Origin of the sequence: Sphingomonas kyeonggiensis (assembly GCF_014196745.1) — a bacterium.
GTDB lineage: Bacteria > Pseudomonadota > Alphaproteobacteria > Sphingomonadales > Sphingomonadaceae > Sphingomonas > Sphingomonas kyeonggiensis.
Genome location: NZ_JACIEH010000001.1, coordinates 1,229,695 through 1,256,076, shown reverse-complemented (window position 1 = coordinate 1,256,076; position 26,382 = coordinate 1,229,695). Strand labels below are relative to the sequence as shown.

Here is a 26,382-nt window from a genome sequence, read left to right as displayed (position 1 = left end):
GGTGGCCCTAACGGCTGAACCGCGCGGCCAGCTCGACATGGGTCGACCAGCGGAACTGGCCGACCGGCTGGATCCAGTCGAGCCGATAGCCGCCCTGACACAAGATCTCCGCATCTCGTGCAAAGGTGTTGGGATTACAGGAAACATGCGCCACGAGCGGCGCACGCGCCTTGGCGATCTCGGCAACCTGTTCGCGCGCACCGGCGCGGGGCGGATCGATCACCACTGCATCGAACTTGTCGAGGTCCGTGCCCGTTACCGGGCGGCGGAACAGGTCGCGATGGTCGGCAAAGACCATGCGCCGTGCGCTGCCCGCAGCGGCCTTGAGCGACAGGATGGAATCCCGGGCGGCTTCGGCCGCATAGACCTTGGCCTTGGGAAAGGCGAAGGTGAAGGTGCCCAGCCCCGCGAAGAGATCGGCGACGGTGCCGGCATCGCCGACGACCTCCCGCACCGCGGCGACCAAAGCCGCCTCGCCCTCGGGCGTCGCCTGGAGGAAATTGCCCGGGGGGAACGGCACGGGCACGCCGCCGAGCGTGATCGTCACCGGATCGGGCTCCCAGCGCGCCGTCGGCCCCAGCCCCTCGTCCATCGAGAAGCGGGCGAGCTGGTGGCGGTGCGCGAAGGCGGTGATCGCCTCGGCCGCGGCGAGGCCTTCGGCCTCGAGCCCGTCGAGCAGCACGTCGATGCCCTGATCGGCCCTGGCGAGATGGACGTTGATCCGCCGCGACGTCGGCAACAGCGCGGCGAGCAGGCCGCGCAGCGGCGCCAGCAGCGCGAACAGCGCGGGATCGAGGACGTGGCACTCGTTCAGGTCGATCAGCGTGTGGCTGCCCTGCCCGGTGAAGCCGAGCAGCACCTGGCGGCCGCGACGCTCGGCATGGAGCGTGGCGCGCCGGCGGGTCCGGGGCGGCGACAGCAAGGGCGGACGGATCTCGGTCTTGAGCTTGTGCTGGGCGAGCGCGCCGGTGATGCGGTCGACGATGAACGCACTCCAGGCGAAGTCGTCGAGATGCTGGAGCTGGCAGCCCCCGCATTCGGGAAAGTGCCTGCAGGGCGGTTCCTGATGATGCGGACCGCGGGTGATCGCACCGTGCGCGTCGACCTGGTCGCCGGGCGCGGTGAAGGGGATGTAGCGGCCATCGTCGGTGATACCCTCACCACGGCCCGCGACTTTCAGGACGGTGCTCAGAGACATTCGGAAATCGCTTGGGGGAGATGCATCGGCAGCGCATCGGCGATGAAGGCCGGTCCTGCAAGGGCTGCGGCACGGGCATGCAGCCAGACCGCCGCTTCCGCGGCATTTTTATTGCCCGAAGCGACCTGGGCGGCGAGCGTGCCGGCAAGGACGTCGCCGGTGCCGGCAGTAGAGAGCCAGGACGATGCCTGGGCGAGCACGCGAACCACGCCGCGCGGCGTGGCAATCACCGTATCGGCACCCTTGTGAATCACCGTCGCGCGGGTTTCCGATGCTGCTGCAAGGGTTTGGGTAATCTTGTCGCCATCGCTTTCGAACATCCGCTCGAACTCGCCCGCATGCGGCGTGAGCCAGGTGGCGGCATTGCGGCGCTGGAGCCAGGCGCCCGCAGACTTGCCCAGAAGCGTGAGCGCGTCGCCATCGAGGATGAGAGGGAGATCGGCACCGAGTGCCGCCTTGAGCAGCCCCTCGGCACGGCGATCGCGACCCAGGCCGGGGCCTATCACGACGGCGCCGATACGCTTCTCGGTGAGGAAGTCCGCCAGATCGTCGCCATTCGCGATCTTGTGGCGCACCAGCGCGTCGGGTCCACCGCCGCCGTCGCTGGCGCAGGCCAGGATCGTGTAGCCCGCACCGCCTGCCATCGCGGCATGCGCCGCCAACCGCGCGGCTCCGGGCATGTCGCCCTCGACCACCACGACCAGACCACGGCTGTACTTGTGCGCGCGCGGGCCCGGCGCGACGAGTTTCGGGCGGGTGACGGTGCGCCACTGGCTCTCGACCGGAATACCGATATCGGCGAGCAGGACATGACCGCAGCGCTCCAGTCCGGCGCCAAGGACATGGGCCGGCTTGAGCGCGCCGAGCGCCAGCGTCGCGCTGATGCCGCGGGGCACGCCGAGATCGGTGCCGCTGTCTGTCTCGAGGCCCGAGGGCAGGTCGATCGCAAGGGTGAAGCGCGCGGCGGCGACCAGCTCGGCGAAGACCGGGGCGATGCCGCGCTCCAAGGGACGCGTGAGGCCGGTGCCGAACAGGCCGTCGACCAGCACCGGGCGCGGGCGGGCCTGGTAGAGCGAACCCACCTCCCCGCCCCAGCGCGCGTGCATCTCGCGCGCCGCCGGAGTGCCGGGCTCGCCCGAGGCGGCGATGGCGACGTCATGGCCAGCTGCCTTCAACAGGCGCGCGGCGACATAGGCGTCCCCGCCATTATTGCCCGGGCCGGCGAGGACCAGGATCGGCGATCCATGGACGAAGCGGGCGGCCTCGCGCGCCACGGCGGCACCCGCGCGCTCCATCACGTCGAGCTGGGGTTCGCGCCGGAACACCGCCTCCTCGGCGGCGCGCATCTGGGCGGCGGTGACGATCGGTGCGCCGGGCGGGATCATTTGCCCGGTTTGGCCCCGCGCACGGTCGCAGGCAAGCGGTAGCGCGCGCCACCGATCGCGACTTCGACCTGATCGGGGGCGAGGATGGTGACTTCGGCCTTCTCGGCACCGTCCGCCGCGATCACACCGCGACCATCGGTGGTGACGAGCAGGCGACGGAAGCCGCCATCCGGGTGGCGGAGCGTAAGGAACAGCCCGTCCTGCGACTGGGTACGGTCGATCGCACAGGCGAAGGCGAAGGTCTCGGCGCCCGGCGGGGCGCATTCGATGCGCCCCTCCGCCTTTTCCATCTTCTCGGCGTGGATTTCGTTGCGGGCCTCGGCGGCCTTGTCACGGACCTGGGTGTTACAGGCGGGGAGGGAAAGAAGGGCCGCGAGCGTGAGCGCGGCGCGTGCCCTTCCCCTCTCCCCAACCCTCTCCCGACCGGGGAGAGGGCGAACTCGATCAGATATCGGCAAATACATGGGTTTCGGCGCTGGCTCCGGGATGCGTTACAGCCCCCTTATAAGCCGGGCCGACATTTTGCGAGAAGCGCCAGAGCGCGCCCGCCTGATAGTCGTTCATCCGCGGCTGCCACTTGGCCCGGCGCTCGGCCAGCACGTCCTCGGGCACGTTGAGATCGACGGTGCCGGCCTCGGCATCGATGCTGATCTCGTCGCCGTCCTGGACCAGCGCGATCGGGCCGCCCTCGGCCGCCTCGGGGCCGACATGGCCGATGCAGAAGCCGCGGGTGCCGCCCGAGAAGCGGCCGTCGGTGATCAGCGCCACCTTCTCGCCCAGCCCCTGGCCATAGAGCGCCGCGGTGGTCGATAGCATCTCGCGCATGCCCGGGCCGCCCTTGGGCCCCTCATAGCGAATGACGACGACCGTCCCTTCCTTGATCGCATTGGCCTCGACCGCGGCGAAGGCATCCTCCTCGCGCTCGAACACCTTGGCGGTGCCGGTGAACTGCAGGCGCTTCATCCCCGCGACCTTCACGATCGCGCCCTCGGGCGCCAGCGAGCCGCGCAGGCCGACGACGCCGCCGGTGGGGGTGATCGGAGCCTTGGCGTCGTAGATCACCTTCTGGTCGGGGTTCCAGGTGACCTCGTCGATATTCTCGCCGAGCGTCTTGCCGGTCACCGTCAGGCAATCGAGGTGCAGGAAGCCCTCTGCCGCCAGCGTCTTCATCAGCATGTAGATGCCGCCCGCCTCGTGCATGTCGCGCGCGACATAGCGGCCGCCGGGCTTGAGATCGGCGATGTACGGGGTGGTCTTGAAGATCTCCGCGACGTCGAACAGGTCGAATTCGATGCCGGCCTCGTTCGCCATGGCCGGCAGGTGCAGCGCGCCATTGGTCGAGCCACCGGTCGCCGCGACGATGCGGGCAGCGTTCTCGAACGCCTCGCGGGTGCAGATGTCGCGCGGGCGGATCTGCTTCTCGATCAGCGTCATCACCTGACGGCCCGCGGCAATCGCGATCTCTTCACGCGACTTGTAAGGTGCCGGCGCCATGTTGCTGTTCGGCAAGGACAAACCGATGGCTTCGGCGACGCACGCCATGGTGTTGGCGGTGTACTGGCCACCGCAGGCACCGTGGCCCGGACAGGCCGCCTTCTCGATCGCGGTGACCTCCGAAAGCGGGCACTTGCCGGCGGAATAGCGGCCAACCGCCTCGAACACGTCGATGACCGTCAGGTCGCGCTCCTGGTAGCGGCCGGGCAGGATCGAGCCGCCATAGACGAAGATCGACGGCACGTTGAGGCGGAGCATCGCCATCATCATGCCGGGGAGCGACTTGTCACACCCCGCGAAGGTGACGAGCGCGTCGTAGCAGTGGCCCCGCACCGAGAGCTCGACCGAGTCGGCAATGACCTCGCGGCTGACCAGCGAGGACTTCATCCCCTGATGGCCCATGGCGATGCCGTCGGTAACGGTGATCGTATTGAAGCGGCGCGGCATGCCGCCGGCCTCGTTCACCCCGGTGCGGCACCAGTCGGCCTGCTGATCGAGCGTGGTGTTGCAGGGCGCGCTGTCATTGCCCGCCGAGGCGATGCCGACGAACGGCCGGGCGATCTCCTCCTCGGTGAGGCCCATGGCGTAATAATAGCTGCGGTGCGGAGCGCTCTCGACGCCGACGGAAACGTAGCGGCTGGGGAGCTTGGACTTGTCGAATCGGTTGGTCATGATGCGCAAGCCTATGTCGCGAGAAGGCCGTTTTGCGCAAGACTATTGCGTAAAGAAATTATGTGGGGATGGAAATTATAGCCGTCATCCCGGCGAAAGCCGGGATCTCAGGCGATGGCGCAGGGAAGGAGCCGCACGAGATCCCGGCTTTCGCCGGGATGACGGATTGGGGGCGGTATGACGTATCAATGCCGGGATGACGGTCTGAGACGTGGACGACGACTATGGAAGCAGATGCGCCGCCAGATCCGCCAGCACCCCGGCCCACTCCTCCGCCCCCGCCGCATCCCGGATCAGGTCGTTGCGGATCTCGATCGCGACCGAGGGAATGCCCTGTGCTTCGGCGTGGCGGTTGAGCGTCGCATTGAGCAGCCGCCCCGAATAGGGCTCATTGTCGCCGGTCACGAAACCGCGGGCCTCGAAGAACTTCACCGTCGGGTGCGCGGCGCGGGTGTCGCGGTTGTAGAGCACGCCGACCTGCCAGGGCCGGTCGGTGCCGCCATGCTCCAGGCAAGGCGTGAAGCTGTGGATCGAGAGGATCAGCCGGGGCCGCTGGGCGCGGATGCGGTCGCGCAGCACGCGGTGATAGGGCGCGTGGAAGCGGGCGATGCGCGCAGCCTTGTCGACCGTCTCGTTGCCGGGGATCAGATGGCCGTCGCTGCGGTGTGGGATCAGACCGATATGATCGGGCTCGCGGTGGAGATCGATCACGAGGCGCGAGACCGTGGCAAGGATGGCGGGGCAATCGAGCCTGGCGGCCAGCCCACGGGTGACGGCGGCGGCGCCGATGTCGATCGCGATATGGTTGTCGAGCAGGCCGGGCGCGATGCCCAGGTCGATATCGGCGGGCACCGCGTTGGAGGCGTGGTCGCACAGCAGGAGTACGTCCCGGACACCGCCCTCGAGGATCTCGGCGGTGCTCACCAGACGGGGTTCCGGCGGGCGCGGAACGCGGCAAGGCCCTCGGCGAATTCGGCACCACCGAATGCGTCCTCGAAGCCCTGGTCGGTCTGCTCGCCGTGCAGGGTTCGCTTGAGCAGCCGGATCGCCTGGGGGGCGTTGCCGGCGATCGCACCCGCCATGGCGGTGGCGGTGTCGATCGCCTTGGCGGTCTTCAGCTCGACCAGCCCGATCTTGTGGACCTCGTCGGAGCGGAGCTTGTCGCCGGTGAAGAGGAGGAGCGATGCCATGCCCTTCCCGACCTGCGCCTCCAGCCGGGCGACATCCTCGCGGGGGTAGCCAAGGCCCAGTCGCGCTGGGGTGATGGCGAATTCGGAGAGCTTGCCGGCGATGCGGATATCGGCGGCGAGGATCAGCGCCACCGCCGCGCCGAAGCAGCCGCCGTCGATCGCGGCGATCACGGGCATCGGGAGCGCGGCGATCGCCTCGATCCCCTCGCGCATCGCCTCGCGGAACTCGGTGCGGAGCGCGGGATCGGTCTGGAGCTGCTCGAACTCGCGGACATCGGCGCCGGCGGAGAAGATACCGGGCACGTCGGACCGGAGGATCACGGCGCGGGCATCGCCGACATCGCGGGCGGCGGCAGCGAGCGCCCGCCAGGCGGCGGTGGGAAGCGCGTTCTTCGCCTCGGGCCGCGCGAGCGCGATGGTGGCGACATTGCCGGTGCGGGTGAGATGGATCATGGCGCGGATCGGCCCGAATGGCGGCGCGCTGTCAAGGGGTGGATGGGGCGGGACTTGGAGACTCTCCGCGCCCGCGCCACCGACAGACGTTCTGCTCCCGGCAGTCGATCCGCTGAGGGTCGTATGCGCCTCGAGCCACCAACATCTCGCTAAATGGACTGGTTAACCGTCCCTTCCGCTCGCCGGGGAACGGGCCGGGTTCAGGTCAGCCGGCTCGGCAGCACCCACCAGTCCTTCGCCGCCAGTACTTCGGCCGCCGCGTCCCGCTTCGCCTCGCTGTCGAACAGCGCGAAGCAGGTCGCGCCGGAGCCGGACATGCGGGTGAGCCCGGCGCCCGGCTGGGCGGTGAGCAGTGCCAACACCGCGTCGATCACCGGCGCGATCGCGCGGGCGGGCGGTTCCAGATCGTTGCGACCCTGGCGCGGATCGGCCGGCAGCGGTCCGCGGTCGATACCGTCCCAGCGGCGGAACACCTCCGCGGTGGAGACCGCCACGCCCGGGTTGACCAGCAGCACCGGCGTGCCTGGCAGGCCGGCGACCGCTTCGAGCTGCTCGCCCCTGCCCTTGCCGATCGCGGTGCGGCCGAACAGGCAGGCCGGGACATCTGAGCCCAGGCCGTCGGCGATTGCGAACATGTCCTCGACCGCGACGCCGTGCAGCCGGCCCAGCGCGCGCAAGGTCGCGGCGGCATCGGCCGAGCCCCCGCCGATGCCCGAGGCAACCGGCAGGTGCTTGTCGAGCGTGATAGCGTGCGCGCCGCCGCCGAACGCTTCCCGGAATGCACGGGCAGCGCGGGTGACGAGATTGTCGCCCTCCTCGCTGAGCACCGCGGCGAAGGGGCCGGTCAGGGCGAAGCTGTCGGCCTCGGCGGGCTCGACCTGGAGGAGATCGCCATGCTCGACGAACGCGAACAGCGTCTCCAGCTCGTGATAGCCATCGGGGCGCCGCGCGCGGACGTGCAGCGCCAGGTTGAGCTTGGCCTTGGCAATCTCGGTGACCATCAGTTCAGCCCGTTCGCCAGCTTGGCCTGGATCCGGGTGACGTCGCCCGGCTCGGCACTCACCTCGGCGGCGCGCCAGGCGTAGCGCGCCTCGATCCGGCGGCCGAGCTTCCAATAGGTGTCGCCGAGATGCTCGTTGGGACGCATCCCGCCCGGATCGGCACGCACCGCCTGTTCGAGCAGGGGCAGCGCCCTGCCATATTGGCCATCGGCATAATAGGCGCGGCCGAGCGAGTCGGTGATCGCGGGATCGCCCGGCTTGAGCTTGCGGGCACGCTCGAGCAGCGCCTGGGCGGTGGGCAGGTCGACGCCGCGCTCGACCTGGGCATTGCCGAGCCAGGTCAGCGCCTCGGGCTCTTCGGGGGCGAGCTGGACCGCGCGCTGCAGCGCGGGCAGCGCCTCTTCCCAGCGGCCGGCGCGATCGAGCGCGGCGCCGCGGAGATAATAGAGCTCCCAGCCGCTCTCGTCGCCGGAACGGACCTGGGCATGGGCATAGGCCTCCGCGGCATCGGCATAGCTGCCGGTCTGGAAGAGCAGCTCGCCATAGGCCCGGATCTCCTGCGGGCTGGCCCGCTCGGCAGTGGCGAGCGCCTTCGCGTCGGCAAGCGCTTCGGGGAGCCGCCCGGCCCTGCGAAGGGCGGAGACCCGGCCGGCGGTGGCGCTGCGGGCGAAGGGGCCGTCGGGGCGGACCTCGGCGAGCGTCTGCAGCGCGAGGCCGGTGGCGTCGGTGCGCGACAGCGCGTCGGCGAGCAGCAGCCGGGCGCGATCCTCCTGCGGATCGAGCAGCAATGCGGCGCGGGTGAGCAGGATCGAGAGCGGCGCCAGTTCCTCGCCGCTCAGATCGGCGGCGAGGCTGAGGAAGACATGGGCGGCGCCGAACGCGGCATCCGGCTTGCCGCCCTTTGCCTCGCGCTTGCGCCAGGCCTTGCTCGCGCCGGCGAGGTCGCCGAGTAGCTGGTCGGCCCTGGCCACCTGGCCGGTACGCAGCAAAGTTATGCCGGCGTCGATGCGCGCGTCGGCCGGATCCTCGGTGCCGCTGAACGCCGCGAGCGAGAGCAGGCCCTGGTCGGGCTTGCCGGTGGCGATCAGCAGCAGCGCGCGGTGGCGACCGGTGAAGCGCGAGGCGAGCGCGTTGCCATGCGCGGTGTCGAGCAGAGGCAGCGGATCCTCGCCACGATCGAGCGCGAGCCAGGCACCGAGCACGGGCACGATGAAATCGAGCTGCGCCTTGGACATGCGCTCCAGCGCCTTCTCGGCGCCGAGCCGGTCGCGGCCCTTCAGCGCGACGGCGAAGGCGAGCAGATCGGTGTCCGGCGGTGCGGTGCGAGCGGCGACCAGCGACGCGGCGGCGCGGGTGGCGAGCGCATAGTCGCCCGCCGCCAGCCCCTGGCGATAGGCGCGCATCGCGAGCAGCTGGTCGCCCGGCACTGCCGTCAGCGCGCGGGCATAGCCGGCGGCGGCAAGGCCGGGCTCCCCCGCCGCATCGGCGGCACGGGCACGAGCATAGTCGCGCAGGTCGAGCGGCGGCGCGGTCCGCTGCTGCGCTGCCGCCGGCAAGGCCAGCAGCAGCGCGAGCGTCAAACTACATGTTCGGATAATTGGGGCCGCCGCCGCCTTCGGGGACCACCCAGTTGATGTTCTGGGTGGGATCCTTGATGTCGCACGTCTTGCAGTGGACGCAATTCTGCGCGTTGATCTGGAAGCGCAGATCGTCGCCCTCGCCGACAACTTCGTAGACACCGGCGGGACAGTAGCGCTGCGCCGGCTCGGCGTACACCGGAAGATTATAGTTAATCGGGATTTCCGGGTCCTTCAGCGTCAGATGGACCGGCTGGTCCTCCTCGTGATTGGTGTTCGAGATGAACACCGAGGAGAGACGATCGAAGGTCAGCACACCATCGGGCTTGGGATAGTCGATCTTCGGCGCGACCGATGCGTGCCACAGCCCCTCATTGTCGGGCTTGTGCTTCATGGTGAACGGCCAGCGCAGGCCGATCAGCTCGCTCCACATCGCCGCACCGGCGAGCAAGGTGCCCCAGGTATCGCCGAACTTCTTGACGAGCGGCGCCACGTTGCGAACACCGCGCAGCTCCTTGTAGACCCAGCTCTTCTCGTACGCCTCGGGATAGGCGGCCAGCTCGTCCGCCTCGCGGCCGGCGCCGACCGCGGCGAACGCCGCCTCGGCCGCCATCATGCCGCTCTTCATCGAGGTGTGCGTGCCCTTGATGCGCGGCACGTTGAGGAAGCCCGCCGCGTCGCCGATCAGCGCGGCGCCGGGCGCCACCAGCTTGGGCACCGATTGCAGGCCGCCGTCCGAGATCGCGCGCGCGCCATAGGACACGCGCTTGCCGCCCTTGAGGATCGCCGCGATTTCCGGATGGGTCTTCCAGCGCTGCATCTCCTGGAAGGGCGAGAGATACGGGTTCTTGTAGTTGAGCCAGGTGACGAAGCCGAGCGCGACCTGCCCGTCGGCCTGATGATAGAGGAAGCCGCCGCCATTGGCGCCGTCGGTCAACGGCCAGCCCTGGGTGTGGATCACGCGGCCCGGCACGTGATTGGCCGGATCGATGTCCCACAGCTCCTTGATGCCGATGCCGTAGATCTGCGGCTGGCTGTCCTTGTCGAGCTCGAAATTGCGGATCAACTGCTTGGTCAGGTGGCCGCGGCATCCTTCGGCGAAGAAGGTGTACTTGGCGTGCAGCTCGAGGCCCGGCTGATAGTCGGGCTTGTGCTCGCCGTCGCGCGCCACGCCCATGTCGCCGGTGGCGACGCCCTTCACCGAGCCATTGTCGTGATAGAGGATCTCGGCCGCGGCGAAGCCCGGGAAGATCTCGACGCCCATCTCCTGCGCCTTGTCGGCCAGCCAGCGGCAGAGATTGCCCAGGCTGCCGGTATAGGTGCCCTTGTTGTGGAGGAACGGCGGGGTGATGAACTCGGGGAAGCCCGAGCGGCCCTTCTCGCTGAGAATCCAGTGGTGGTTCTCGGTCACCGGCGTCCGCGCCAGCGGGCAGCCATCGTCGCGCCAGCTCGGCAGCAGTTCGTCGAGCGCCTTGGGATCGACCACCGCGCCGGAGAGAATGTGCGCGCCGACCTCGGAGCCCTTTTCGAGGATGCACACCGAAAGCTCGCTGCCCGCTTCCGTGGCCAGCTGCTTCAGCCGGATCGCCGCCGAAAGGCCCGCGGGGCCCGCGCCGACGATCACGACGTCATAGGGCATCGACTCCCGTTCGCTCATCATCGCATCCTTCATAATCTTGGCCTTGAACGCGCCGCACCGCTTGTCGTCGCATGCTGGCAACGTCCTGTCCCTTGGTCGATGAAGGCAGATTGACCCGCCCGTCAAGCCGTGACTCTTAGGAGCGGTGGGAGGCGAATACACAGCGGATTGGGGGCGTACCCTCGCGAGCGCACTCGAGTGGTGGCGCGATGCGGGTGTCGAAACCCTTCAGGAGGATGAGGCTCGCGACTGGCTCGCGCGGCCCGCGCCCGTGCAGGTGGCGCAGGCTGCCGTAACGTCGCCGCAGCCCGAGGTCCTGCCGGATACGCTCGCCGCGTTCACGGCATGGCGCACCGGCGAGACGGTACCCGAGGCCGGCTGGATGACCCCGAAGATCGCTCCGAGCGGCCCCGTGAACGCCGAGATCGTCGTGCTCACCGACATGCCGGAAAGCGACGACCAGAGTGAAATTCTCGCCGACAGCGCCGCCGGAAAGCTGTTCTCGCGCATGCTGACCGCCGCCGGGATCGCGCGTGATTCGGTCTATTTCCTGCCGCTCGCCGTCGCCCGTCCGCTCGCCGGGCGGATCCCGCCCGACCAGGAAGGCCGGCTGATCGAGATCACCAAGCATCACCTCAAGCTTCTCCAGCCCGCTAAGCTGTTGATTCTGGGACAAACGGCAAGCCGTGTCCTGGCTGAGACGAATGACGGCGGCGCAGCAAATGGTTTAGTTGATGTTAACCATTTCGGTGGCAAAACAGCGGCCGTAGCGAGCCTGCACCCGCGCTTCCTGTTGGAGCGCCCGGCCGCCAAGAGCGAAGCCTGGAAGCACCTGCTGCAGTTGACCCGGGGGACCCTGTGACCATGCGTATCCTGCTTGCCGCCGCGTTGATCGCATCGCCGGCGCTGGCCCATGCCGCCGATCTTCCGGCCGGCAGCGCCAATTCGAACACGGCGGATGACGGCACCGCCGCCCCTGCCCCGCGCGAAGGCGACGGCATTCCCGAGCAGCTCGATTCGGACCAGAAGGCCGGATACCGCAAGGTTTTCGCCGCGATCCATACCGGCCGCTGGCAGGACGCCCAGCTCCAGCTCGATTCGATGAAGCCCGGCCCGCTCCATTCGATCGCCCGCGCCGAGCTCTACACCGCCAAGAATTCGCCCAAGGTCGAGCTCGCCCCGCTGCTCCAGCTGATCGGAGACGCGCCCGAGCTGCCCCAGGCCGACCAGCTCAGCCGCATGGCGAAGACCCGCGGCGCGGTTTCCACCCCAGTCATTCCGGCCGCCGCGCGCCTCGTCTGGTACGATGGCGCCCCGGTCCGCCAGCGCGCCCGCTCGATCAGGAGCGATGCCGCCGCCACCGAGATCGCGCTCGCCATCCAGCCCTATGTGAAGGCCGATCAGGGCCTCGAGGCCGAAGGCGTGGTGGGCAAGTTCGAAGCCGACCTCACGCCCGAGGCCAGGACCGAGTGGCAGCAGAAGGTCGCCTGGATCTATTATGTCGCGGGCGACGACAACAATGCCCGCCGCGTCGCCGCCAAGGCGCAGGACGGCTCGGGCGACTGGGCCCCGCAGGCCGACTGGGTCGCCGGGCTCGCCGCCTGGCGCGAGCAGGACTGCGCCGGCGCCACCGCCGCCTTCGAGCGCGTCGCCACCCGCGCCGCCGACACCGAGTTGCGCTCCGCCGGCCTTTACTGGGGCTCGCGGGCCGAGATGGCGTGCGGCCATCCCGACAAGGTCGAAGTGAAGCTGCGCGCCGCCACCCAATATGGCGAGACCTTTTACGGCCTGCTCGCCAAGTCGGCGCTGGGCATCGAGGACAAGGCCGGCAAGGGCGAGAAGTTCGTTGCCGAGGACTGGCGCGCGCTGGAGCGCCGCCCGAACGTCCGCGTCGCTGCCGCGCTGGTCGAGATCGACGAGGACGGGCTGGCCGACGAGGTGCTGCGCTACCAGGCCAAGATCGGCAGCCCTTCCGAGCACCTCGCACTCACCCGCCTCGCGGGCCGGCTGAGCCTGCCATCCACCCAGCTCTGGCTCACCCATAACTGCCCCCAGGGCACCCAGCCGCTCACCGCCGCGCGCTATCCGGCGCCGAACTGGACCCCGGCCGGCGGCTGGCGCGTCGACAAGGCGCTGGTGTTCGCCCACACGCTGCAGGAATCGCGCTTCAACTCCGAGATCCGCAGCGCCGCCGGCGCGATGGGCCTGATGCAGGTGAAGACCGGCGCCGCGATCGACATCGGCCGGCGCAACGGCATGACCTATGCCGCCAGCGACCTGACCAAGCCCTCGGTCAACATGGAGATCGGCCAGTCCTATCTCGAGCAGCTGCGCGACCAGCCCTTCACCGGCGGCCTGCTGCCCAAGGTGATCGCCTCCTACAATGCCGGCCCCACCCCGGTCGCCAACTGGAACGCGATGATCAAGGACGGCGGCGATCCGCTGCTCTATATCGAGAGCATCCCGTACTGGGAGACGCGCGGTTACGTGATGACCGTACTGCGCAACTACTGGATGTACGAGAACCAGGAAGGCCGCAAGTCGAGCAGCCGCGAGGCATTGGCCCAGGGCATGTGGCCGAAATTCCCCGGCATGCAGGGCCCGTCCGCGGTGCGGCTCAGCGCGCGCAAGCTCGCCTTCCACCAGGACAGCAATGCCAATCGATAACGGCATCGCCTTCCGCCCGGTGCGGATCGCGGTGCTCACGGTCTCCGATACGCGGACCCTGGCCGACGATCGCTCGGGCGACCGGCTGGTCGAGCGGCTGACGGCGGCGGGGCATGTCCTTGCCGACCGGGCGATCGTGACCGATGACGCCGATCTGATCGTCGCGCGGCTCCATCGATGGATCGACGATCCCCAGGTCGAAGTGGTGCTCACCACCGGCGGCACCGGCGTGACCGGCCGCGACGTGACACCGGAGGCGCTGGCGCGTGTGTGGGACAAGGAAATCCCGGGCTTCGGCGAACTGTTCCGCTGGCTCAGCTATCAGTCGATCGGCACCTCGACGATCCAGTCGCGCGCGACCGCCGGCGTGGCGCGCGGCACCTATATCTTCGCCCTGCCCGGCTCGACCGGCGCGGTGACCGACGCCTGGGACGGCATCCTCGCGAGCCAGCTCGATGTGCGGCACAAGCCATGCAACTTCGTGGAATTGCTGCCGCGGCTGGGGGAGCGGTAGATTGACCACCTAACTCCCCTCCCTTGCAGGGAGGGGAACTTCAAGCCTCACTTCTTCCCGCCGGCCGCCTTTTCTTCCTCTTCCATGAAATCGAACAGGTCGCCGGTCATCGACTGCCACCAGTCCACCGTGTCGGCGAAATTGGCGAAGCTGACCTTGCCGATCGTGGTGACGTCCATCCAGGTCGAGAGGTCGCCATCCTTGTCGATCACGATGCGCAGGAAACGCTTCGTGGCGTTCCAGCGATTGGCCATCGCGACGCTGAAATAGGGTTCCTTCTTGTACCAGGAGAAGAACTGCATCGAGGTGCAGCCCTTGGCCGCGCTGCAATCATAGAACTCGATCGTGAAGGCCGAGCCATTGGCGGCGCTGGAGATATAGGGATCGCCGCTGCTGTCGTGCTTCTTGAGCTCGGCCTTGTAGCCGGCTTCCTGCAGCAGCTTGGCCACCTGCTCGGGCCGCGACAGATCGACCATGCGCGCCGGATCGGCGCTCTGCGCCATCGCCGGCATCGCCCAAATGCTCGCCGCCAGCGCGGCCGCCATCGTGATACCCCGCATCATTCCCCCTTCGTCTCAAGCCCTGTGATGAGGAAATCCGCCTGCCCCGGCGTCAGCTACCGACAGGATCGGGCGCATTGGAATCCCCCATGCGCGCGATCCTATCCCCGCCGCCGCGGCGCGGCAATCATTCCGGTTCGTTGACGAACACACCCAGGCCGTTCCCCGCCGGATCGCGGAAATGGAAGCGCCGCCCGCCGGGGAAGCTGAAGATCGGCACGACGATCTCGCCACCCGCCGCCTTCACCGCTTCGAGCGCCGTCTCGAGATCCTGCACCTCGATGATCGGGAGCAGCTGCTCGATCACATGGTCGGTGCTGCCGCTGATACCAAGATCGGTGTCGCCGGTGGTGGTCGCCGCATAATGCGGGGCGAAATCGGTGAACTTCCAGTCGAACGCCTTCGCATAGAAATCGCGGGTGCCGGCCACATCCTTCGCGGGCAGTTCGAGATAGCTGATTCGTGCCATGTTCGCCTCCAATGTTCTTGCTATGTTCTAGTGGCAGGTTTAGGCATTGGCAATGGCGAAGAATCGTCCGGTGCGCGGCGCCACGCTCAATGAAGGCAGCAGCCGCTTCAACCTGCCCGCGCGCGAGGCGGACGGCGAATGGCTCGACATGCGCGCGGCGCTGGACGACGCCCCGCCCCCGTTGCGCACCACGGTGACGGTGGAGCGGGCGCGGACGATCATCACCCGCAACCAGTCACCCGACATTTCCTTCGATCGCTCGATCAATCCCTATCGCGGCTGCGAGCATGGCTGCATCTATTGCTTCGCCCGGCCGACCCATGCCTATCTCGACCTGTCGCCGGGGCTGGATTTCGAGAGCAAGCTGTTCGCCAAGCCCGATGCCCCCGAACTGCTCCGCGCCGAGCTGGGCAAGCGCGGCTATGTCTGCCGGCCGATCGCCTTCGGGACCAACACCGATCCCTATCAGCCGATCGAGGCGGAATGGCGGATCACCCGCCAGTGCATCGAAGTGCTGGCCGAGCACGATCATCCGCTGACGATCACCACCAAGTCGAACCGGGTGACCCGTGACCTCGACATATTGGCGCCAATGGCACGCAAGGGGCTGGCGGCGGTGATGGTCTCGGTCACCTCGCTCGACCCGAAGATCGCGATGACGGTGGAGCCGCGCGCGCCGCATCCGGAGAAGAGATTGCAGGCGGTGAAGCAGCTCGCCGATGCCGGGGTGCCGGTGTTCGTCTCGCTGTCGCCCGTGATCCCGCACGTCACCGATCACGAGCTCGAGCATATCCTGGAGCGCGCGGCCGAGGCCGGGGCGCGAACCGCTTTCTTCCTGCCGGTGCGGCTGCCGCACGAAGTCTCGCCGTTGTTCCGCGCCTGGCTCGACACGCATTTCCCCGATCGCGCCGGCAAGGTGATGGCGACGATCCAGTCGATCCGCGGCGGCAAGGACAACGACCCCAATTTCCACACGCGTTTCCGCGGGCATGGCCCCTGGGCGGAACTGCTGCGCACGCGCTTCCGGATGGCGGCGAAGCGCTACGGGCTGGACCAGGAAGTGCTGCGGCTCAGGACCGACCTGTTCCGTCCGCCAAGAGGCGCGCAGGGGGAATTGTTTTAGGTCTCAAACTCCCTCTCCCCGGAGGGGAAGGGGCTATTGCTCACATGCACATCGTCTCCAGCGGCAGCAGCGCCGGCGCCTGCGGCTCCTTCAGCCCCTTGGCCGCCATCGCGCCGTTCAGCCCCTGGGGCTGCGGGGCGAGCGCCGGGTTCAGCTCGGGCACGTAATAGGGGTCCTTCTCCGCCTCCTCGATGCTGACGAACCGGTACCCCTTCTCGCGATAGAGCGCGATCAGCCTGGGCATCATGTGCGCGTCGAAGGCGCCCAAGTGCATCAGCAGCACATAGGGGATGTCGCGGCCATAGAGCGCCTGCGCCATCGCACGCGACCTGTCTGCCTGGACCGCGGCGTTGCCGAGCCAGCTATGTTCCATCTTCAGGATCGCGTCGGTATCACCCCTGGCGACGCAGCGGGCATAGGTGTCGTTATAGGCCCAGTCGGAGAAATCCATCGTCACCGCCGCGACCTTGTAGCCGCGTGCGGCCAGCAGCTTGCGCACCCGCGTCCGCTTCGCCGGGTCGGCCGAGGCTTCGGAGAGGAAGGGATAGCGGAACCAGCGCCAGTCGGCCGCACCCATCTTCGCCTTGAGGATCGGCTCGTTCTTCTCCAGCTCGGTGAGGAATTGCGCGTCGCTCAGGTCGTTCAGATTGGCATGGCTCCACCCATGATTGCCGAGCATCAGCCCGGCCCCGCGCCACTTGTCGAGCACCGGTGCCGAGGCCGGCTCGCGTTCGAGCTGGACGCCATTGATGAAGCCGGTCGCCGGCGCCCCGCCCGCCTTCAGCGCCGCTATGATCTGCTCGGCGATGCCGACACGGGTATAGCCCTGGGGCAGAGGCGCATGGGCGGTGAGGTCATCGAAGGTGAAGGCGATCATCGGCGCGGGCGCGGCAGGCGCGGTGGCCACCCTGCCCTTGTCCTTCACCCGGTCCGAGAAGAGCGACAACGGCACCGCGTCGGCCATCACCTGATAGCCGGCGACCGAAGGATGGAGCCCGTCATTGTCGAACGCCTTCAGCAGCCTGATCGGCGCGGCAGGATCGCGCATCGCGGCGTCGAAATCGATTACCCCGTCGAAATTGCCCGGCGCGCGGATCCAGGCGTTGACCGCGGCGCGGTCCGCCTCGTTCTGCGCATCGGGGTGATAATAGGCCGAGCCGCCATAGGGCGTGATCGTCGCGCCGATCACCTTGATCCCGTGCGCGCGGGCACGGGCGACCATCTGGCGATAGGCACCGATCATCCCCTCTACGAGGGCGGCATGCGCCTCGGGCGTTGCCGGCGCGTCGCGGGTGAGCGTTCCGAGATCGTTGACCCCTTCGAAGATCACGAGATGGCTGACGCCGGGATAGCTCAGCACCTCGCGCTCGAACCGCGCCATCGCATTGGGTCCGAGCCCGTCGTTGAGCAGCCGATTTCCGCCGATGCCCGCATTGAGCACCGCCATGTCGGCCAGCGCAGGCGTGGCGCGCAGGCGCCGTTGCAGCGCATCGGTCCAGCGCGTGTTGCTGTTGGTCGACACGCCATAGCCGTCGGTGATCGAGTCGCCGAGGATGACGACTGCAGAGGCCTTTGCAGACACGGTCTCGATCGCGCCGATCTGCACCCAGCGATCGGCGGTCTTGGCGCCGGGCAGGTCGGCGTCTCCGCTATGGTCGCCGTGGAGCATGTGGCTGGTCGCGCGCGAGCCGGGATGGCCGGTCTGCTGCGCCGGGGCTTCGGGCAAGTAGAGCGTGACCGCCAGGTCCGCGCCCGCCTTCACCGGAAGGGTGATCGGATCGGACCAGTAATCCGCTCCCGCAGGAATGGTGACGCTCTTCGCCCCACCGAAGCGCAGACCGGTCAGGCTGGCCGGATCGATCTTCGCCGTGGCTGGGTCAGCAGAGTGCGCGATCGTCGCACTGCCGATCCGCAGCGACTGGGTACCATAGGCATTGGTCAGGCGTACGCGCAGCCTGGTGCCGGCGATCTGGATGCGGACGATCTGGCGGATCGTCGCATCCTTCAGGTCCTCGCTCGGCAGCGCATTGTTCCCGGGGATCATCTGCGAAGTCGCCCAGGCCGTCACCCAGCGCTCACCCGGCGTGGCCGCGGCGCCCAGCAACAGGACCAGCGCCAGCAGGCGCGCGATCAGCCCCATATTCCTCTCCTGCAGTCCATCATTATGATAGCGCTACCATAGCTCGGACATACCATCGCGCAATGGCCAAAAGATCTGCCGGGGGGCTGGAAAAAGAGCGGCCACCGCATCGCAGCGGTGGCCTGCCAAGTTAATAAGGGCAGCGGAAAGAGGGATCCAAACGCTGCCCGGGTCCTGAGACCTGACGCCACAATAGCTGCATCGTCGAAGCAGACATAATACGGAAACATACGGTAAGCGAGTCCGAAACCTTTAGCGGATTGCACGGGCATTGCGGCGGGCCTAGGCCCGGCGACAGACCATAAGGACCCTCCATGCGCGCGCTTGCCTTTGCTTTCGCTCTCACGCTTCCCGCCATCGCCAATGCCCAGGACGCCCAGCCGACCGGCAAGCTGCCGGACACGGTTACGCCCCTCGCCTATCGGCTCGACCTGACGATCGTACCGGAGAAGCCGCGCTTCACCGGCCACACCGAGATCGACGTGCAGCTCAACAAGGCGGCGCAGACGGTGTGGATGCACGGCCGCAACCTGAACGTGACCCGGGCGGTGGCGATCGTCGGCGGCAAGGAAGTGCCGCTCACCTTCGCGCAGAAGAGCCCCTATGGCCTGGCCCAGATCGATTTCGGCAAGACGGTGCAGCCGGGCAAGGTCACACTGAAGTTCGAGTATGACGCGGCGTTCGGCGGCGGCGCCTCGGGCCCGTACCGCATCAATGTCGCCGGCGACTGGTACAGCTGGACCCAGTTCGAGTCGATCGATGCGCGGGCGGCCTTCCCGGGCTTTGACGAGCCGGGGTTCAAGACGCCCTTCACCGTCTCGCTCACCACCAAGCCCGGATTCGTCGCGCTGAGCAATGCGCCCGAGACGGGCAAGGCCGTCAAGGTCGGCGAACTGGTAAAGCACCGCTTCATCGCCACCAAGCCGCTGCCGACCTATCTGGTCGCCTTCGTCGTCGGCCCGTTCGAATCCCTTGCCGGCAAGGTGCCGGCCACCGCGCAGCGCAAGGCTCCACTGCCGCTGCGCATCGTCGGCACCAAGCCCTACAAGGACGAGATGCAGTTCGCGCTGGACAACTCCGGCCCGATCGTCGCGCTGCTCGAGAAATATTTCGGCCAGCCCTTCCCGTTCCCCAAGCTCGACCAGATCGGCTCGCCGGTGATGCCGGGCGCGATGGAGAATGCGGGCGCCGACATCTATGGCGACGGCATCCTGTTCGTCGACGAGAGCGACGCCACCTCGCGCAAGCAGACCTTCGGCATGGTCGTGGCGCACGAATTGTCGCACCAGTGGTTCGGCGATCTCGTCACGCCGGCCTGGTGGGACGATATCTGGCTGAACGAAAGCTTCGCCAACTGGATGGGCTACCGGATCGGCAATGAATGGCGCCCCGATCTGGATATCGGCGTCGACGCCATTTCCGAGGGCTTCGAGGCGATGGACCTCGATTCGCTGATCGCGGGCCGGCCGATCCACCAGAAGATCACCAACGACGCCGATATCGACGCGGCGTTCGACCAGATCACCTATGGCAAGGGCGGCCAGGTCGTCGGCATGATCGCAGCGTACATGGGCGACGAGAAGTTCCGCGAAGGCGTGCGCCTGCACATGAAGCGCCACGAATATGGCAACGCCTCGACCGACCAGTTCTTCGGCTCGCTCGCCGATGCCGCGCACGATCCGCGCGTGCTGGCGTCGCTGCGCAGCTTCGTCGACCAGCAGGGCGTACCGGTGGTGACCTTCCACCGCCAGAACGGCATTCTCACCGCCAGCCAGCAGCGCTTCGCATATTTCGGCACCAATGCGCCGGCGCAGCAATGGATCGTCCCGCTCTGCGTCCGCCAGGGCGACGCCAAGAACTGCATGCTGCTCGACAAGCCGAGCGCGCCAGTGATCTCGAACGGCACTGGCACGCTCGTCCCCAACGCCAGTGGTTGGGGCTACTACCGCTTCGACCTCGATCCCGCCGACTGGGACGCGCTGATCGCCGCTGCCCCCACCCTGCCGACCGGCGAGGCGCTGGCGGTGGACGACAGCCTGTGGGCGAGCTTCTATGCCGGCAAGGCCAATACCGCGCAGATCGTCGCGCTGGCCCGCTCGATGGCGAAGCATCCCAAGACCAAGATGCAGCTCGACAATGGCGACCGGCTCGTCGGCCTGCGCCAGCGCGGGCTGATCGGCGCGGCAGCCCTGCCCGCCTATCGCAAGCTGTTCGTCGATATCTACGGTCCGATGCTCGACAAGATCGGCTTCGATCCCAAGGCCGGCGCGCACGAGAACGACAATGCCGACACCGCCGAACTGCGCGAGCAGCTGGTCGGCTTCGTCGCCGACAATGGCCATGATGCCGCGCTGCGCGCGAAGCTGAGCGTCGCCGCAGATGCCTGGCTGGCCGGTGACACCAAGGCGCTGGACGGTGATTTCGCCCCGCTGGCGCTGGCCGTTACGGTCGAAGATCGCGGCGTGCCCTTCGCCAAGACGCTCGCCGAGGCGGCGCTGGCGGGCAAAACCCCGGGCCTGCGCCAGGCCGCGTTCCGCGCTATCGCCTCTTCGGGCAATGCCGATGTCGCCAAATGGTATTTCACCGAGTTCAACGACCCGCGCTACACGCCGCGCGAGCGGCTGTTCGCCGCGTCGACCTTCCTGAAGCACGCCGACACCCGCGACGCCGCGCTCGAATACATGATCGCCCATTTCGACGAGTTCTCGAAAGTCACCGGCGGCGGCGGCATCTTCTCGGGCAATTCGGCGCAGACCTTCAAGACGCAATGCTCGCTCGCCGCGGCGGACATGGTCGACGCCAAGCTGCGTACCGAAGGCGGCAACAACCTGCCGATCGACCGTGCGGTGGAAGGCATCCGCAACTGCGCCCGCTTCAAGGACGCCAAGGCGGGTGAGGTCACGGCCGCGTTCGCGGGGATGTGATGGCACCCGTCATCCCGGCGAAAGCCGGGTGACGGTTCCTCTCAAGCCGCCGCCAGCTTGAAGTCCTTGTACTGCGCCCGGATCGCGGTCTTGAGCAGCTTGCCGGTGGCGGTGTGGGGCAGGCTCTCGACGAAGTGCACCTCGTCGGGCAGCCACCATTTGGCGACGTGCTGGGCGAGATGCGCCTGCACCTCCTCCGCCGTCACTTCGCTGCCGGGCTTGCGGACCACCAGCAGGATCGGTCGCTCCTCCCATTTCGGGTGATGGACGCCGATCGCCGCCGCTTCGGCGACGCCCGCGCAACCGACCGCGGCATTCTCCAGCTCGACCGAGCTGATCCATTCGCCGCCCGACTTGATCACGTCCTTCGCGCGATCGGTGATCTGCATCGTGCCGTCGGGATGGAGCACCGCGACGTCGCCGGTATCGAACCAGTTGTCGGCATCGACCGCGGGTTCCTCCGCCTTGAAATAGCTCTGCACGATCCACGGCCCACGCACCTGCAACCGGCCCGAGCTCTTGCCGTCGCGCGGCTGGAGATTGCCCTCGTCATCGACCACCCGCAGCTCGACGCCGTAGGGCACCTTGCCCTGCTTGCAGACCTGGTCGACCTGTTGCTCGAAGCTGAGATCGTCCCAGTCCCAGGACGGTGCACCCATCGTGCCGATCGGGCTCGTTTCGGTCATGCCCCAGGCATGATTGACCCGGATGCCCATCTTCATCAGCCGCTCGATCATCGCGCGCGGCGCGGCCGAGCCGCCGATGGTGACGATCTTCAGATGCTCGGGCTTCGCACCGGTCGCGTCCATATACTGGAACATCGCGAACCAGACGGTAGGCACGCCGGCGGTGTGGGTGACCTTCTCACGGTTCATCAGTTCGCACAGCACCAACGGGTCGTTGACCGCCGAGAAGACGAACTTGATCCCCGCCGCGGCGCCCGCCCAGGGCAGGCCCCAGCCGACCGCATGGAACATCGGCACGATCGGCATCGCCACCGCCCGCGCCGACAAGTCGAACACATCAGGCTGCATCTCGGCGATCGCGTGGATCACGCTCGATCGGTGGGTGTAGATCACGCCCTTGGGATTGCCGGTGGTGCCGCTGGTGTAGCAGATCATACAGGGCTCGCGCTCGTCGCCCTTCACCCATTCGTAATTGCCGTCCTCGGCCGCCAGCAGTGCCTCGAACCCGTCCGGCCCGTCGCTGTCGAAGCAGTAATAATGCTCGATGGTCGTCCAGTGCGGCTTGAGGCGCTCGACGATCGGCGCAAAGGCACGATCGTAGAACAGGACCTTGTCCTCGGCATGGTTGCCGATGAAGGCGAGCTGGTCGTCGAACAGGCGCGGGTTGATCGTGTGGACCAGCCCGCCCATGCCGGCGGTGCCGTACCAGGCGACGAGGTGGCGGCTGTGGTTCATCGCCAGCGTGCCGACACGGTCGCCCTTCTTCACCCCGAGCCGCTCAAGCGCCTGGGCTAGCTTGCGCGCATCGCGGGCGATACCGGCCCAGGTGGTGCGCGTCTCGCTGCCATCGGCCCAGCGCGTGACGAGCTCCCGTCCCCAATGCTCGCGCGCCGCGTGATCGAGCAGCGTGGTCACGCGCAGCTCGAAATCCTGCATTCCACCCAGCATCCTTGCTCTCCATACCGCTTTTTCGAGGAGCGTAACCTGCGGATGGCGCGGGTGTCGAGAGTGGGCCGTGTAAGGAAGGATGTCGCGCCTGTCCGTCATCCCGGCGAAAGCCGGGATCCCAGGCGATGGCACGGGACAAGAGTCGCACCAGATCCCGGCTTTCGCCGGGATGACGGTTATTGTGTCAGGCCGCCTCGGCCAGCTTCGCCGCTGCGCTCTTCAGCGAGGCCCAGCGGATGCCTGGGACATTCTCGATCTTCTGGCGCAGCTCTCCGTCGAGCCGGAAGTCGCGGCCGAGCACGATCTCGGCCACGCCGCCCGCGATGCCGACATGGACCAGCACCTCGCCGCGACCGCCACGCTGGTCACCGATGATGCCTGCCAGGATCGGGATCGCGTGGACGTCGTCGATGGTCACATCGAGCACGAGCCGCGCCGTGTTGGCCAGACTCTCGATGCTCTGGACACGCTTGATCGAAACGCGCGGCGTATCCTCGCCGGCACGCTTGTCGAGTTCCACGGTCAGCACCGCGCAACCGCCTTCGCGCGCGCAGCGCTCCAGATCGGGGACGGCGCTATCCTCGAAGCAGCTGGCGATGGTCTGGGCCGACTTGTCCGAGATCGAAGCCATCACATATTTGTTGCCGCGCGCCGAGGTGCGGGGGCGGCAATCCTCGATCAGCACCGCAAGCGTAGCGCCCACACGGGTGCCGGGCGGCACGTCCACCTCGCCCAGCGAGACGATATCGATCGCACCGAAGCTCCTGGCGAGGTGCTGGAAGCGATCGAGCGGATGCGCCTGGAAATAGAAGCCAAAGGCCTCGCGCTCATGGCCGGTCCGATCGGACGTCGACCAATAGACGTCTTCGGAAAGTCGAATTTCGTCGCCGGCCGGCTTGGTGAGCATGTCGAACGACGCCTGGAAGCTGTTCCGCTCGCCATGCGAGCGCTGGCAAACCGCCATGATCCGCTCCGCGGCGCCGTACACGCCAGCACGATTGTCGTTAATCGAGTCGAAGGCGCCGGCCGCCGCCAGGGTTTCCAGCTGGCGCTTGTTGATCAGCTGGGGATTGGTGCGCAGCGCAAAGTCGTCGAGGGTCTTGTAGACGCCCCGCTCCTCGCGGTCGCGCACCAACTCCTCCATCGCGCCTTCGCCGACGCCCTTGAGCGCGCCCAGCGCATAGCGGACGGCAAGCCCCTCCTCGGTCTTCTCGACGAAGAAATCGGCCTGGCTGCGATTGATGTCGGGCGACAGGTAGCTGATCCCGAGCCGCTTCATGTCGTCGACGAAGATCGCCAGCTTGTCAGTCTGGTGGATGTCGTACGCCATCGACGCGGCGAAGAATTCGTGCGGATGGTGCGCCTTGAGCCACGCCGTCTGGTACGCGAGCAGCGCATAGGCGGCCGCGTGCGACTTGTTGAAGCCGTAGCCGGCGAACTTGTCGATCAAGTCGAACAGCTCGTTCGCCTTGGCCGGCTTGATCCCGTTGTGCTCGGCGCAGCCCTTCACGAAGGTCTCGCGCTGGGCGTCCATCTCCGCCTTGATCTTCTTGCCCATCGCGCGGCGGAGCATGTCCGCGCCGCCCAGCGAATAGCCGGCCAGAATCTGGGCGGCCTGCATCACCTGCTCCTGATAGACGAAGATCCCGTAGGTCTCCTTCAGGATCGGCTCGAGCAGGTCGTGCGGATAGATGATCTCCTCGCGTCCGCCCTTGCGGTGGCCGAAGCTCGGGATGTTGTCCATCGGGCCCGGGCGGTAGAGCGAGACGAGCGCGATGATGTCGCCGAAGTTCGTCGGCCGCACCGCGGTCAGCGTGCGGCGCATGCCTTCCGATTCCAGCTGGAACACGCCGACCGTGTCGCCGCGCTGGAGCAGGTCGTAGACTTCGGTGTCGTCCCAGGCGAGCGCGTCGAGATCGACGTCGAGCCCGCGATCGGCGAGCAGTTCGACTGCCTTCTTCAGCACCGACAGCGTCTTCAGGCCCAGGAAGTCGAACTTCACCAGCCCGGCGCCCTCGACATATTTCATGTCGAACTGGGTGACCGGCATGTCCGATCGCGGATCGCGGTAGAGCGGAACGAGTTGCGACAGCGGGCGATCGCCGATCACCACACCGGCGGCGTGCGTCGACGAGTGGCTCGGCAGGCCTTCCAGCTGCATCGAGAGATCGACGAGATTCTTGATCTCGCGGTGCGCGTTATACTCGGAAAGGAACTCGCTCACGCCGTTCAGCGTGCGCTCGAGCGTCCAGGGGTCGGTCGGGTGGTTCGGGATCTGCTTGGCGAGGCGATCGACCTGGCCATAGCTCATCTGCAGCACGCGGCCGACACTCTTGATCACCGCGCGCGCCTTCATCGTACCAAAGGTGATGATCTGCGCGACGTGATCGGAGCCATATTTCTGCTGCACGTAGCGGATCACCTCGCCACGCCGGGTTTCGCAGAAGTCGATGTCGAAGTCGGGCATCGAGACGCGTTCCGGATTCAGGAAGCGCTCGAACAGGAGGCCAAGCTTCAAGGGGTCCAGATCGGTGATGGTCAGCGCCCAGGCGACTGCGGAGCCTGCGCCCGAACCACGGCCCGGGCCGACGGGAATGTCGTGCGCCTTCGCCCATTGGATGAAGTCGGCAACGATCAGGAAGTAGCCCGGGAAGCCCATCTGGATGATGATGTCGAGCTCGAACTGGAGCCGCTTCTCATAGACCTCGCGCTCGGCGGCATCGGCGATCCCGGCCTTTTCCAGCCGCTTCTCCAGCCCTTCCCACGAGAGATCGCGCAGCATCTTCGCCTCGCCCTCGCGGTCGCCTGCGAGGCTGGGGAGGATCGGCTTGCGCTTCGGCGCGGCATAGGCGCAGCGCTGGGCGACGACGAGCGTGTTGGCGATGCCCTCGGGCAGGTCCGAGAACAGGCTCTTCATCTCGGTTGCCGGCTTCATCCAGGCATCGGGCGAGGAACGCGGGCGATCGTCCGAGGCGACATAGGAGCTGTTGGCGATGCACAGCATCGCGTCGTGCGCCTCGTGGAAGGTCGGCTCGGCGAAGCAGCTCGGATTGGTCGCGACCAGCGGCAGGTTGCGGTCATAGGCCAGGTCGAGCAACCTCGGTTCCGCTTTGCCCTCGATCTCGTCGAGCCGCCGGACGATCTCGATATAGAGCCGATCGGGGAACATCGCCTCGAGCCGAGTCGCATAGGCCGCGGCTGCCGAATCCTGCTGCTCGGCATAGAGACGCGCCAGCGCACCCTCGGCGCCGGCGGTAAGGCAGAGCAGCCCGTCCGTCCGCCCATCCAGCGCATCGAAGGGGATGTGCGCCTCTTCCTCGAGCGGGCGATCGAGATGCGCCATCGAGACGAGGTCGCACAGGTTGAGATAGCCCTTCTCGTCCTGCGCATAGAGCGCGAGCCAGTCGATCGGCGCAGCGACTCCGTCGGGCATGTCGGGCCGCTTGACCGCGAGCAATGTGCCGATGATCGGCTGGATGCCCGCCTTCATGCAGGCATCGCCGAAGCTCATCGAGGCATAGAGGCCGTTGCGATCGACTACGGCAACTGCCGGAAAACCCAGTTCCTTCGCGCGCTTGGCGATCGCCTTCGGCTCAATCGCGCCCTCCAGCATGGTGAAGGACGAGAAGACCCGAAGCGGAACGAAGCCGGAATGCATCCGGCGATTGTAGGGTCCCGCTCTCCGTGGCGCTACCCGTGGGGAGCGTTTTCCACAATTTTCAAGCGTTTGGGCTCAGGATTC

19 protein-coding genes are annotated in these 26,382 nt (G+C 67.5%); 5 read left to right on the top strand and 14 right to left on the bottom strand.

Features of this window, described 5'->3' with window-relative positions; translation table 11 throughout:
- Positions 1 to 7: 7 nt before the first annotated feature.
- From GGR46_RS05975 to GGR46_RS05935, 9 genes are all read right to left on the bottom strand, one after another.
- Entirely contained in the window at positions 8 to 1,198 is a 1,191-nt protein-coding gene (locus GGR46_RS05975) for a class I SAM-dependent RNA methyltransferase (RefSeq protein ID WP_183995452.1), read from the bottom strand.
- The gene (locus tag GGR46_RS05970) at positions 1,189 to 2,583 is read right to left on the bottom strand and encodes an NAD(P)H-hydrate dehydratase (protein WP_183995450.1); all 1,395 of its coding nucleotides are present in this window, start codon (positions 2,581 to 2,583) and stop codon (positions 1,189 to 1,191) included. Before GGR46_RS05970 ends, GGR46_RS05975 begins: the two co-directional genes overlap by 10 nt.
- A complete protein-coding gene (locus tag GGR46_RS05965; RefSeq protein ID WP_221262566.1) occupies positions 2,580 to 2,873 on the bottom strand; it encodes a hypothetical protein in 294 nt (97 codons plus the stop codon). The genes GGR46_RS05970 and GGR46_RS05965 overlap by 4 nt, the downstream gene beginning before the upstream one ends.
- 154 nt (positions 2,874 to 3,027) lie before the next feature.
- A complete protein-coding gene (gene ilvD, locus GGR46_RS05960) occupies positions 3,028 to 4,749 on the bottom strand; it encodes a dihydroxy-acid dehydratase (RefSeq protein ID WP_183995448.1) in 1,722 nt (573 codons plus the stop codon).
- Between the two features lie 222 nt (positions 4,750 to 4,971).
- A complete protein-coding gene (locus GGR46_RS05955) occupies positions 4,972 to 5,673 on the bottom strand; it encodes an N-formylglutamate amidohydrolase (RefSeq protein WP_183995446.1) in 702 nt (233 codons plus the stop codon).
- Positions 5,670 to 6,392: an enoyl-CoA hydratase/isomerase family protein gene (locus GGR46_RS05950; protein ID WP_183995444.1), complete on the bottom strand. Its 723-nt coding sequence runs from the start codon at positions 6,390 to 6,392 to the stop codon at positions 5,670 to 5,672. Before GGR46_RS05950 ends, GGR46_RS05955 begins: the two co-directional genes overlap by 4 nt.
- Positions 6,393 to 6,592: 200 nt before the next feature.
- Entirely contained in the window at positions 6,593 to 7,393 is an 801-nt protein-coding gene (locus GGR46_RS05945) for a 4-(cytidine 5'-diphospho)-2-C-methyl-D-erythritol kinase (protein ID WP_183995442.1), read from the bottom strand.
- On the bottom strand, positions 7,393 to 8,973 hold the full coding sequence (locus tag GGR46_RS05940) for a tetratricopeptide repeat protein (protein ID WP_183995440.1): 1,581 nt from the start codon (positions 8,971 to 8,973) through the stop codon (positions 7,393 to 7,395). The genes GGR46_RS05945 and GGR46_RS05940 overlap by 1 nt, the downstream gene beginning before the upstream one ends.
- A gap of 1 nt (position 8,974) precedes the next feature.
- A complete protein-coding gene (locus tag GGR46_RS05935) occupies positions 8,975 to 10,627 on the bottom strand; it encodes an electron transfer flavoprotein-ubiquinone oxidoreductase (RefSeq protein WP_183995438.1) in 1,653 nt (550 codons plus the stop codon).
- Between the two features lie 127 nt (positions 10,628 to 10,754).
- Between GGR46_RS05935 and GGR46_RS25350 the strand changes: the two genes are divergently transcribed.
- Genes GGR46_RS25350 through moaB form a run of 3 tightly spaced genes read left to right on the top strand, consistent with a single transcriptional unit; the run spans position 10,755 to position 13,790 of the window.
- A complete protein-coding gene (locus GGR46_RS25350; RefSeq protein ID WP_183995436.1) occupies positions 10,755 to 11,471 on the top strand; it encodes a uracil-DNA glycosylase family protein in 717 nt (238 codons plus the stop codon).
- A gap of 2 nt (positions 11,472 to 11,473) precedes the next feature.
- Positions 11,474 to 13,276 carry a lytic transglycosylase domain-containing protein gene (locus GGR46_RS05925; protein ID WP_183995434.1) on the top strand — a complete coding sequence of 601 codons (1,803 nt, stop codon included), beginning with the start codon at positions 11,474 to 11,476 and terminating at the stop codon, positions 13,274 to 13,276.
- On the top strand, positions 13,263 to 13,790 hold the full coding sequence (gene moaB, locus GGR46_RS05920; RefSeq protein WP_183995432.1) for a molybdenum cofactor biosynthesis protein B: 528 nt from the start codon (positions 13,263 to 13,265) through the stop codon (positions 13,788 to 13,790). The genes GGR46_RS05925 and moaB overlap by 14 nt, the downstream gene beginning before the upstream one ends.
- 47 nt (positions 13,791 to 13,837) lie before the next feature.
- On the opposite strand, the gene GGR46_RS05915 is transcribed toward moaB, so the two are convergent.
- Together GGR46_RS05915 and GGR46_RS05910 are read right to left on the bottom strand one after the other, a co-directional pair.
- Positions 13,838 to 14,350 (bottom strand): YbjN domain-containing protein, encoded by a 513-nt coding sequence (locus tag GGR46_RS05915; RefSeq protein WP_183995430.1) that lies wholly within the window; start codon positions 14,348 to 14,350, stop codon positions 13,838 to 13,840.
- 127 nt (positions 14,351 to 14,477) lie between these two features.
- Complete coding sequence (locus GGR46_RS05910; RefSeq protein ID WP_183995428.1) at positions 14,478 to 14,819, bottom strand: VOC family protein; 342 nt, start codon at positions 14,817 to 14,819, stop codon at positions 14,478 to 14,480.
- Positions 14,820 to 14,871: 52 nt separating this feature from the next.
- Here GGR46_RS05910 and GGR46_RS05905 point away from each other — a divergent pair, with 52 nt between their 5' ends.
- The gene (locus GGR46_RS05905; RefSeq protein ID WP_183995426.1) at positions 14,872 to 15,942 is read left to right on the top strand and encodes a PA0069 family radical SAM protein; all 1,071 of its coding nucleotides are present in this window, start codon (positions 14,872 to 14,874) and stop codon (positions 15,940 to 15,942) included.
- A 40-nt stretch (positions 15,943 to 15,982) separates the two neighbouring features.
- Here the strand turns inward: GGR46_RS05905 and GGR46_RS25150 are convergent, their stop codons facing one another.
- Complete coding sequence (locus tag GGR46_RS25150; RefSeq protein ID WP_221262565.1) at positions 15,983 to 18,082, bottom strand: GDSL-type esterase/lipase family protein; 2,100 nt, start codon at positions 18,080 to 18,082, stop codon at positions 15,983 to 15,985.
- Positions 18,083 to 18,396: 314 nt separating this feature from the next.
- Here GGR46_RS25150 and GGR46_RS05895 point away from each other — a divergent pair, with 314 nt between their 5' ends.
- Positions 18,397 to 21,006, top strand: coding sequence for a M1 family metallopeptidase (locus GGR46_RS05895; RefSeq protein ID WP_183995424.1), 2,610 nt, complete (start codon positions 18,397 to 18,399; stop codon positions 21,004 to 21,006).
- 41 nt (positions 21,007 to 21,047) lie between these two features.
- Here GGR46_RS05895 and GGR46_RS05890 read toward each other — a convergent pair whose 3' ends face one another.
- Both GGR46_RS05890 and dnaE read right to left on the bottom strand, forming a co-directional pair.
- The gene (locus GGR46_RS05890) at positions 21,048 to 22,640 is read right to left on the bottom strand and encodes a long-chain fatty acid--CoA ligase (protein ID WP_183995422.1); all 1,593 of its coding nucleotides are present in this window, start codon (positions 22,638 to 22,640) and stop codon (positions 21,048 to 21,050) included.
- A 184-nt stretch (positions 22,641 to 22,824) separates the two neighbouring features.
- Positions 22,825 to 26,298, bottom strand: a complete 3,474-nt coding sequence (gene dnaE / locus GGR46_RS05885) for a DNA polymerase III subunit alpha (RefSeq protein WP_183995420.1) — start codon at positions 26,296 to 26,298, stop codon at positions 22,825 to 22,827.
- Between the last annotated feature and the right edge of the window lie 84 nt (positions 26,299 to 26,382).

Coding starts and splice junctions, on each gene's coding strand:
- GGR46_RS05975 (WP_183995452.1), bottom strand. CDS start 1,198: ATGTCTCTGAGCACCGTCCTGAAAGTCGCGGGCCGTGGTGAGGGTATC.
- GGR46_RS05895 (WP_183995424.1), top strand. CDS start 18,397: ATGCGCGCGCTTGCCTTTGCTTTCGCTCTCACGCTTCCCGCCATCGCC.
- GGR46_RS25150 (WP_221262565.1), bottom strand. CDS start 18,082: ATGGGGCTGATCGCGCGCCTGCTGGCGCTGGTCCTGTTGCTGGGCGCC.
- GGR46_RS05890 (WP_183995422.1), bottom strand. CDS start 22,640: ATGCTGGGTGGAATGCAGGATTTCGAGCTGCGCGTGACCACGCTGCTC.
- GGR46_RS05965 (WP_221262566.1), bottom strand. CDS start 2,873: ATGGAAAAGGCGGAGGGGCGCATCGAATGCGCCCCGCCGGGCGCCGAG.
- dnaE (WP_183995420.1), bottom strand. CDS start 26,298: ATGCATTCCGGCTTCGTTCCGCTTCGGGTCTTCTCGTCCTTCACCATG.
- GGR46_RS05905 (WP_183995426.1), top strand. CDS start 14,872: ATGGCGAAGAATCGTCCGGTGCGCGGCGCCACGCTCAATGAAGGCAGC.
- GGR46_RS05945 (WP_183995442.1), bottom strand. CDS start 7,393: ATGGTCACCGAGATTGCCAAGGCCAAGCTCAACCTGGCGCTGCACGTC.
- ilvD (WP_183995448.1), bottom strand. CDS start 4,749: ATGACCAACCGATTCGACAAGTCCAAGCTCCCCAGCCGCTACGTTTCC.
- GGR46_RS05950 (WP_183995444.1), bottom strand. CDS start 6,392: ATGATCCATCTCACCCGCACCGGCAATGTCGCCACCATCGCGCTCGCG.
- GGR46_RS05925 (WP_183995434.1), top strand. CDS start 11,474: ATGCGTATCCTGCTTGCCGCCGCGTTGATCGCATCGCCGGCGCTGGCC.
- GGR46_RS05910 (WP_183995428.1), bottom strand. CDS start 14,819: ATGGCACGAATCAGCTATCTCGAACTGCCCGCGAAGGATGTGGCCGGC.
- GGR46_RS05970 (WP_183995450.1), bottom strand. CDS start 2,583: ATGATCCCGCCCGGCGCACCGATCGTCACCGCCGCCCAGATGCGCGCC.
- GGR46_RS05915 (WP_183995430.1), bottom strand. CDS start 14,350: ATGCGGGGTATCACGATGGCGGCCGCGCTGGCGGCGAGCATTTGGGCG.
- moaB (WP_183995432.1), top strand. CDS start 13,263: ATGCCAATCGATAACGGCATCGCCTTCCGCCCGGTGCGGATCGCGGTG.
- GGR46_RS05935 (WP_183995438.1), bottom strand. CDS start 10,627: ATGAGCGAACGGGAGTCGATGCCCTATGACGTCGTGATCGTCGGCGCG.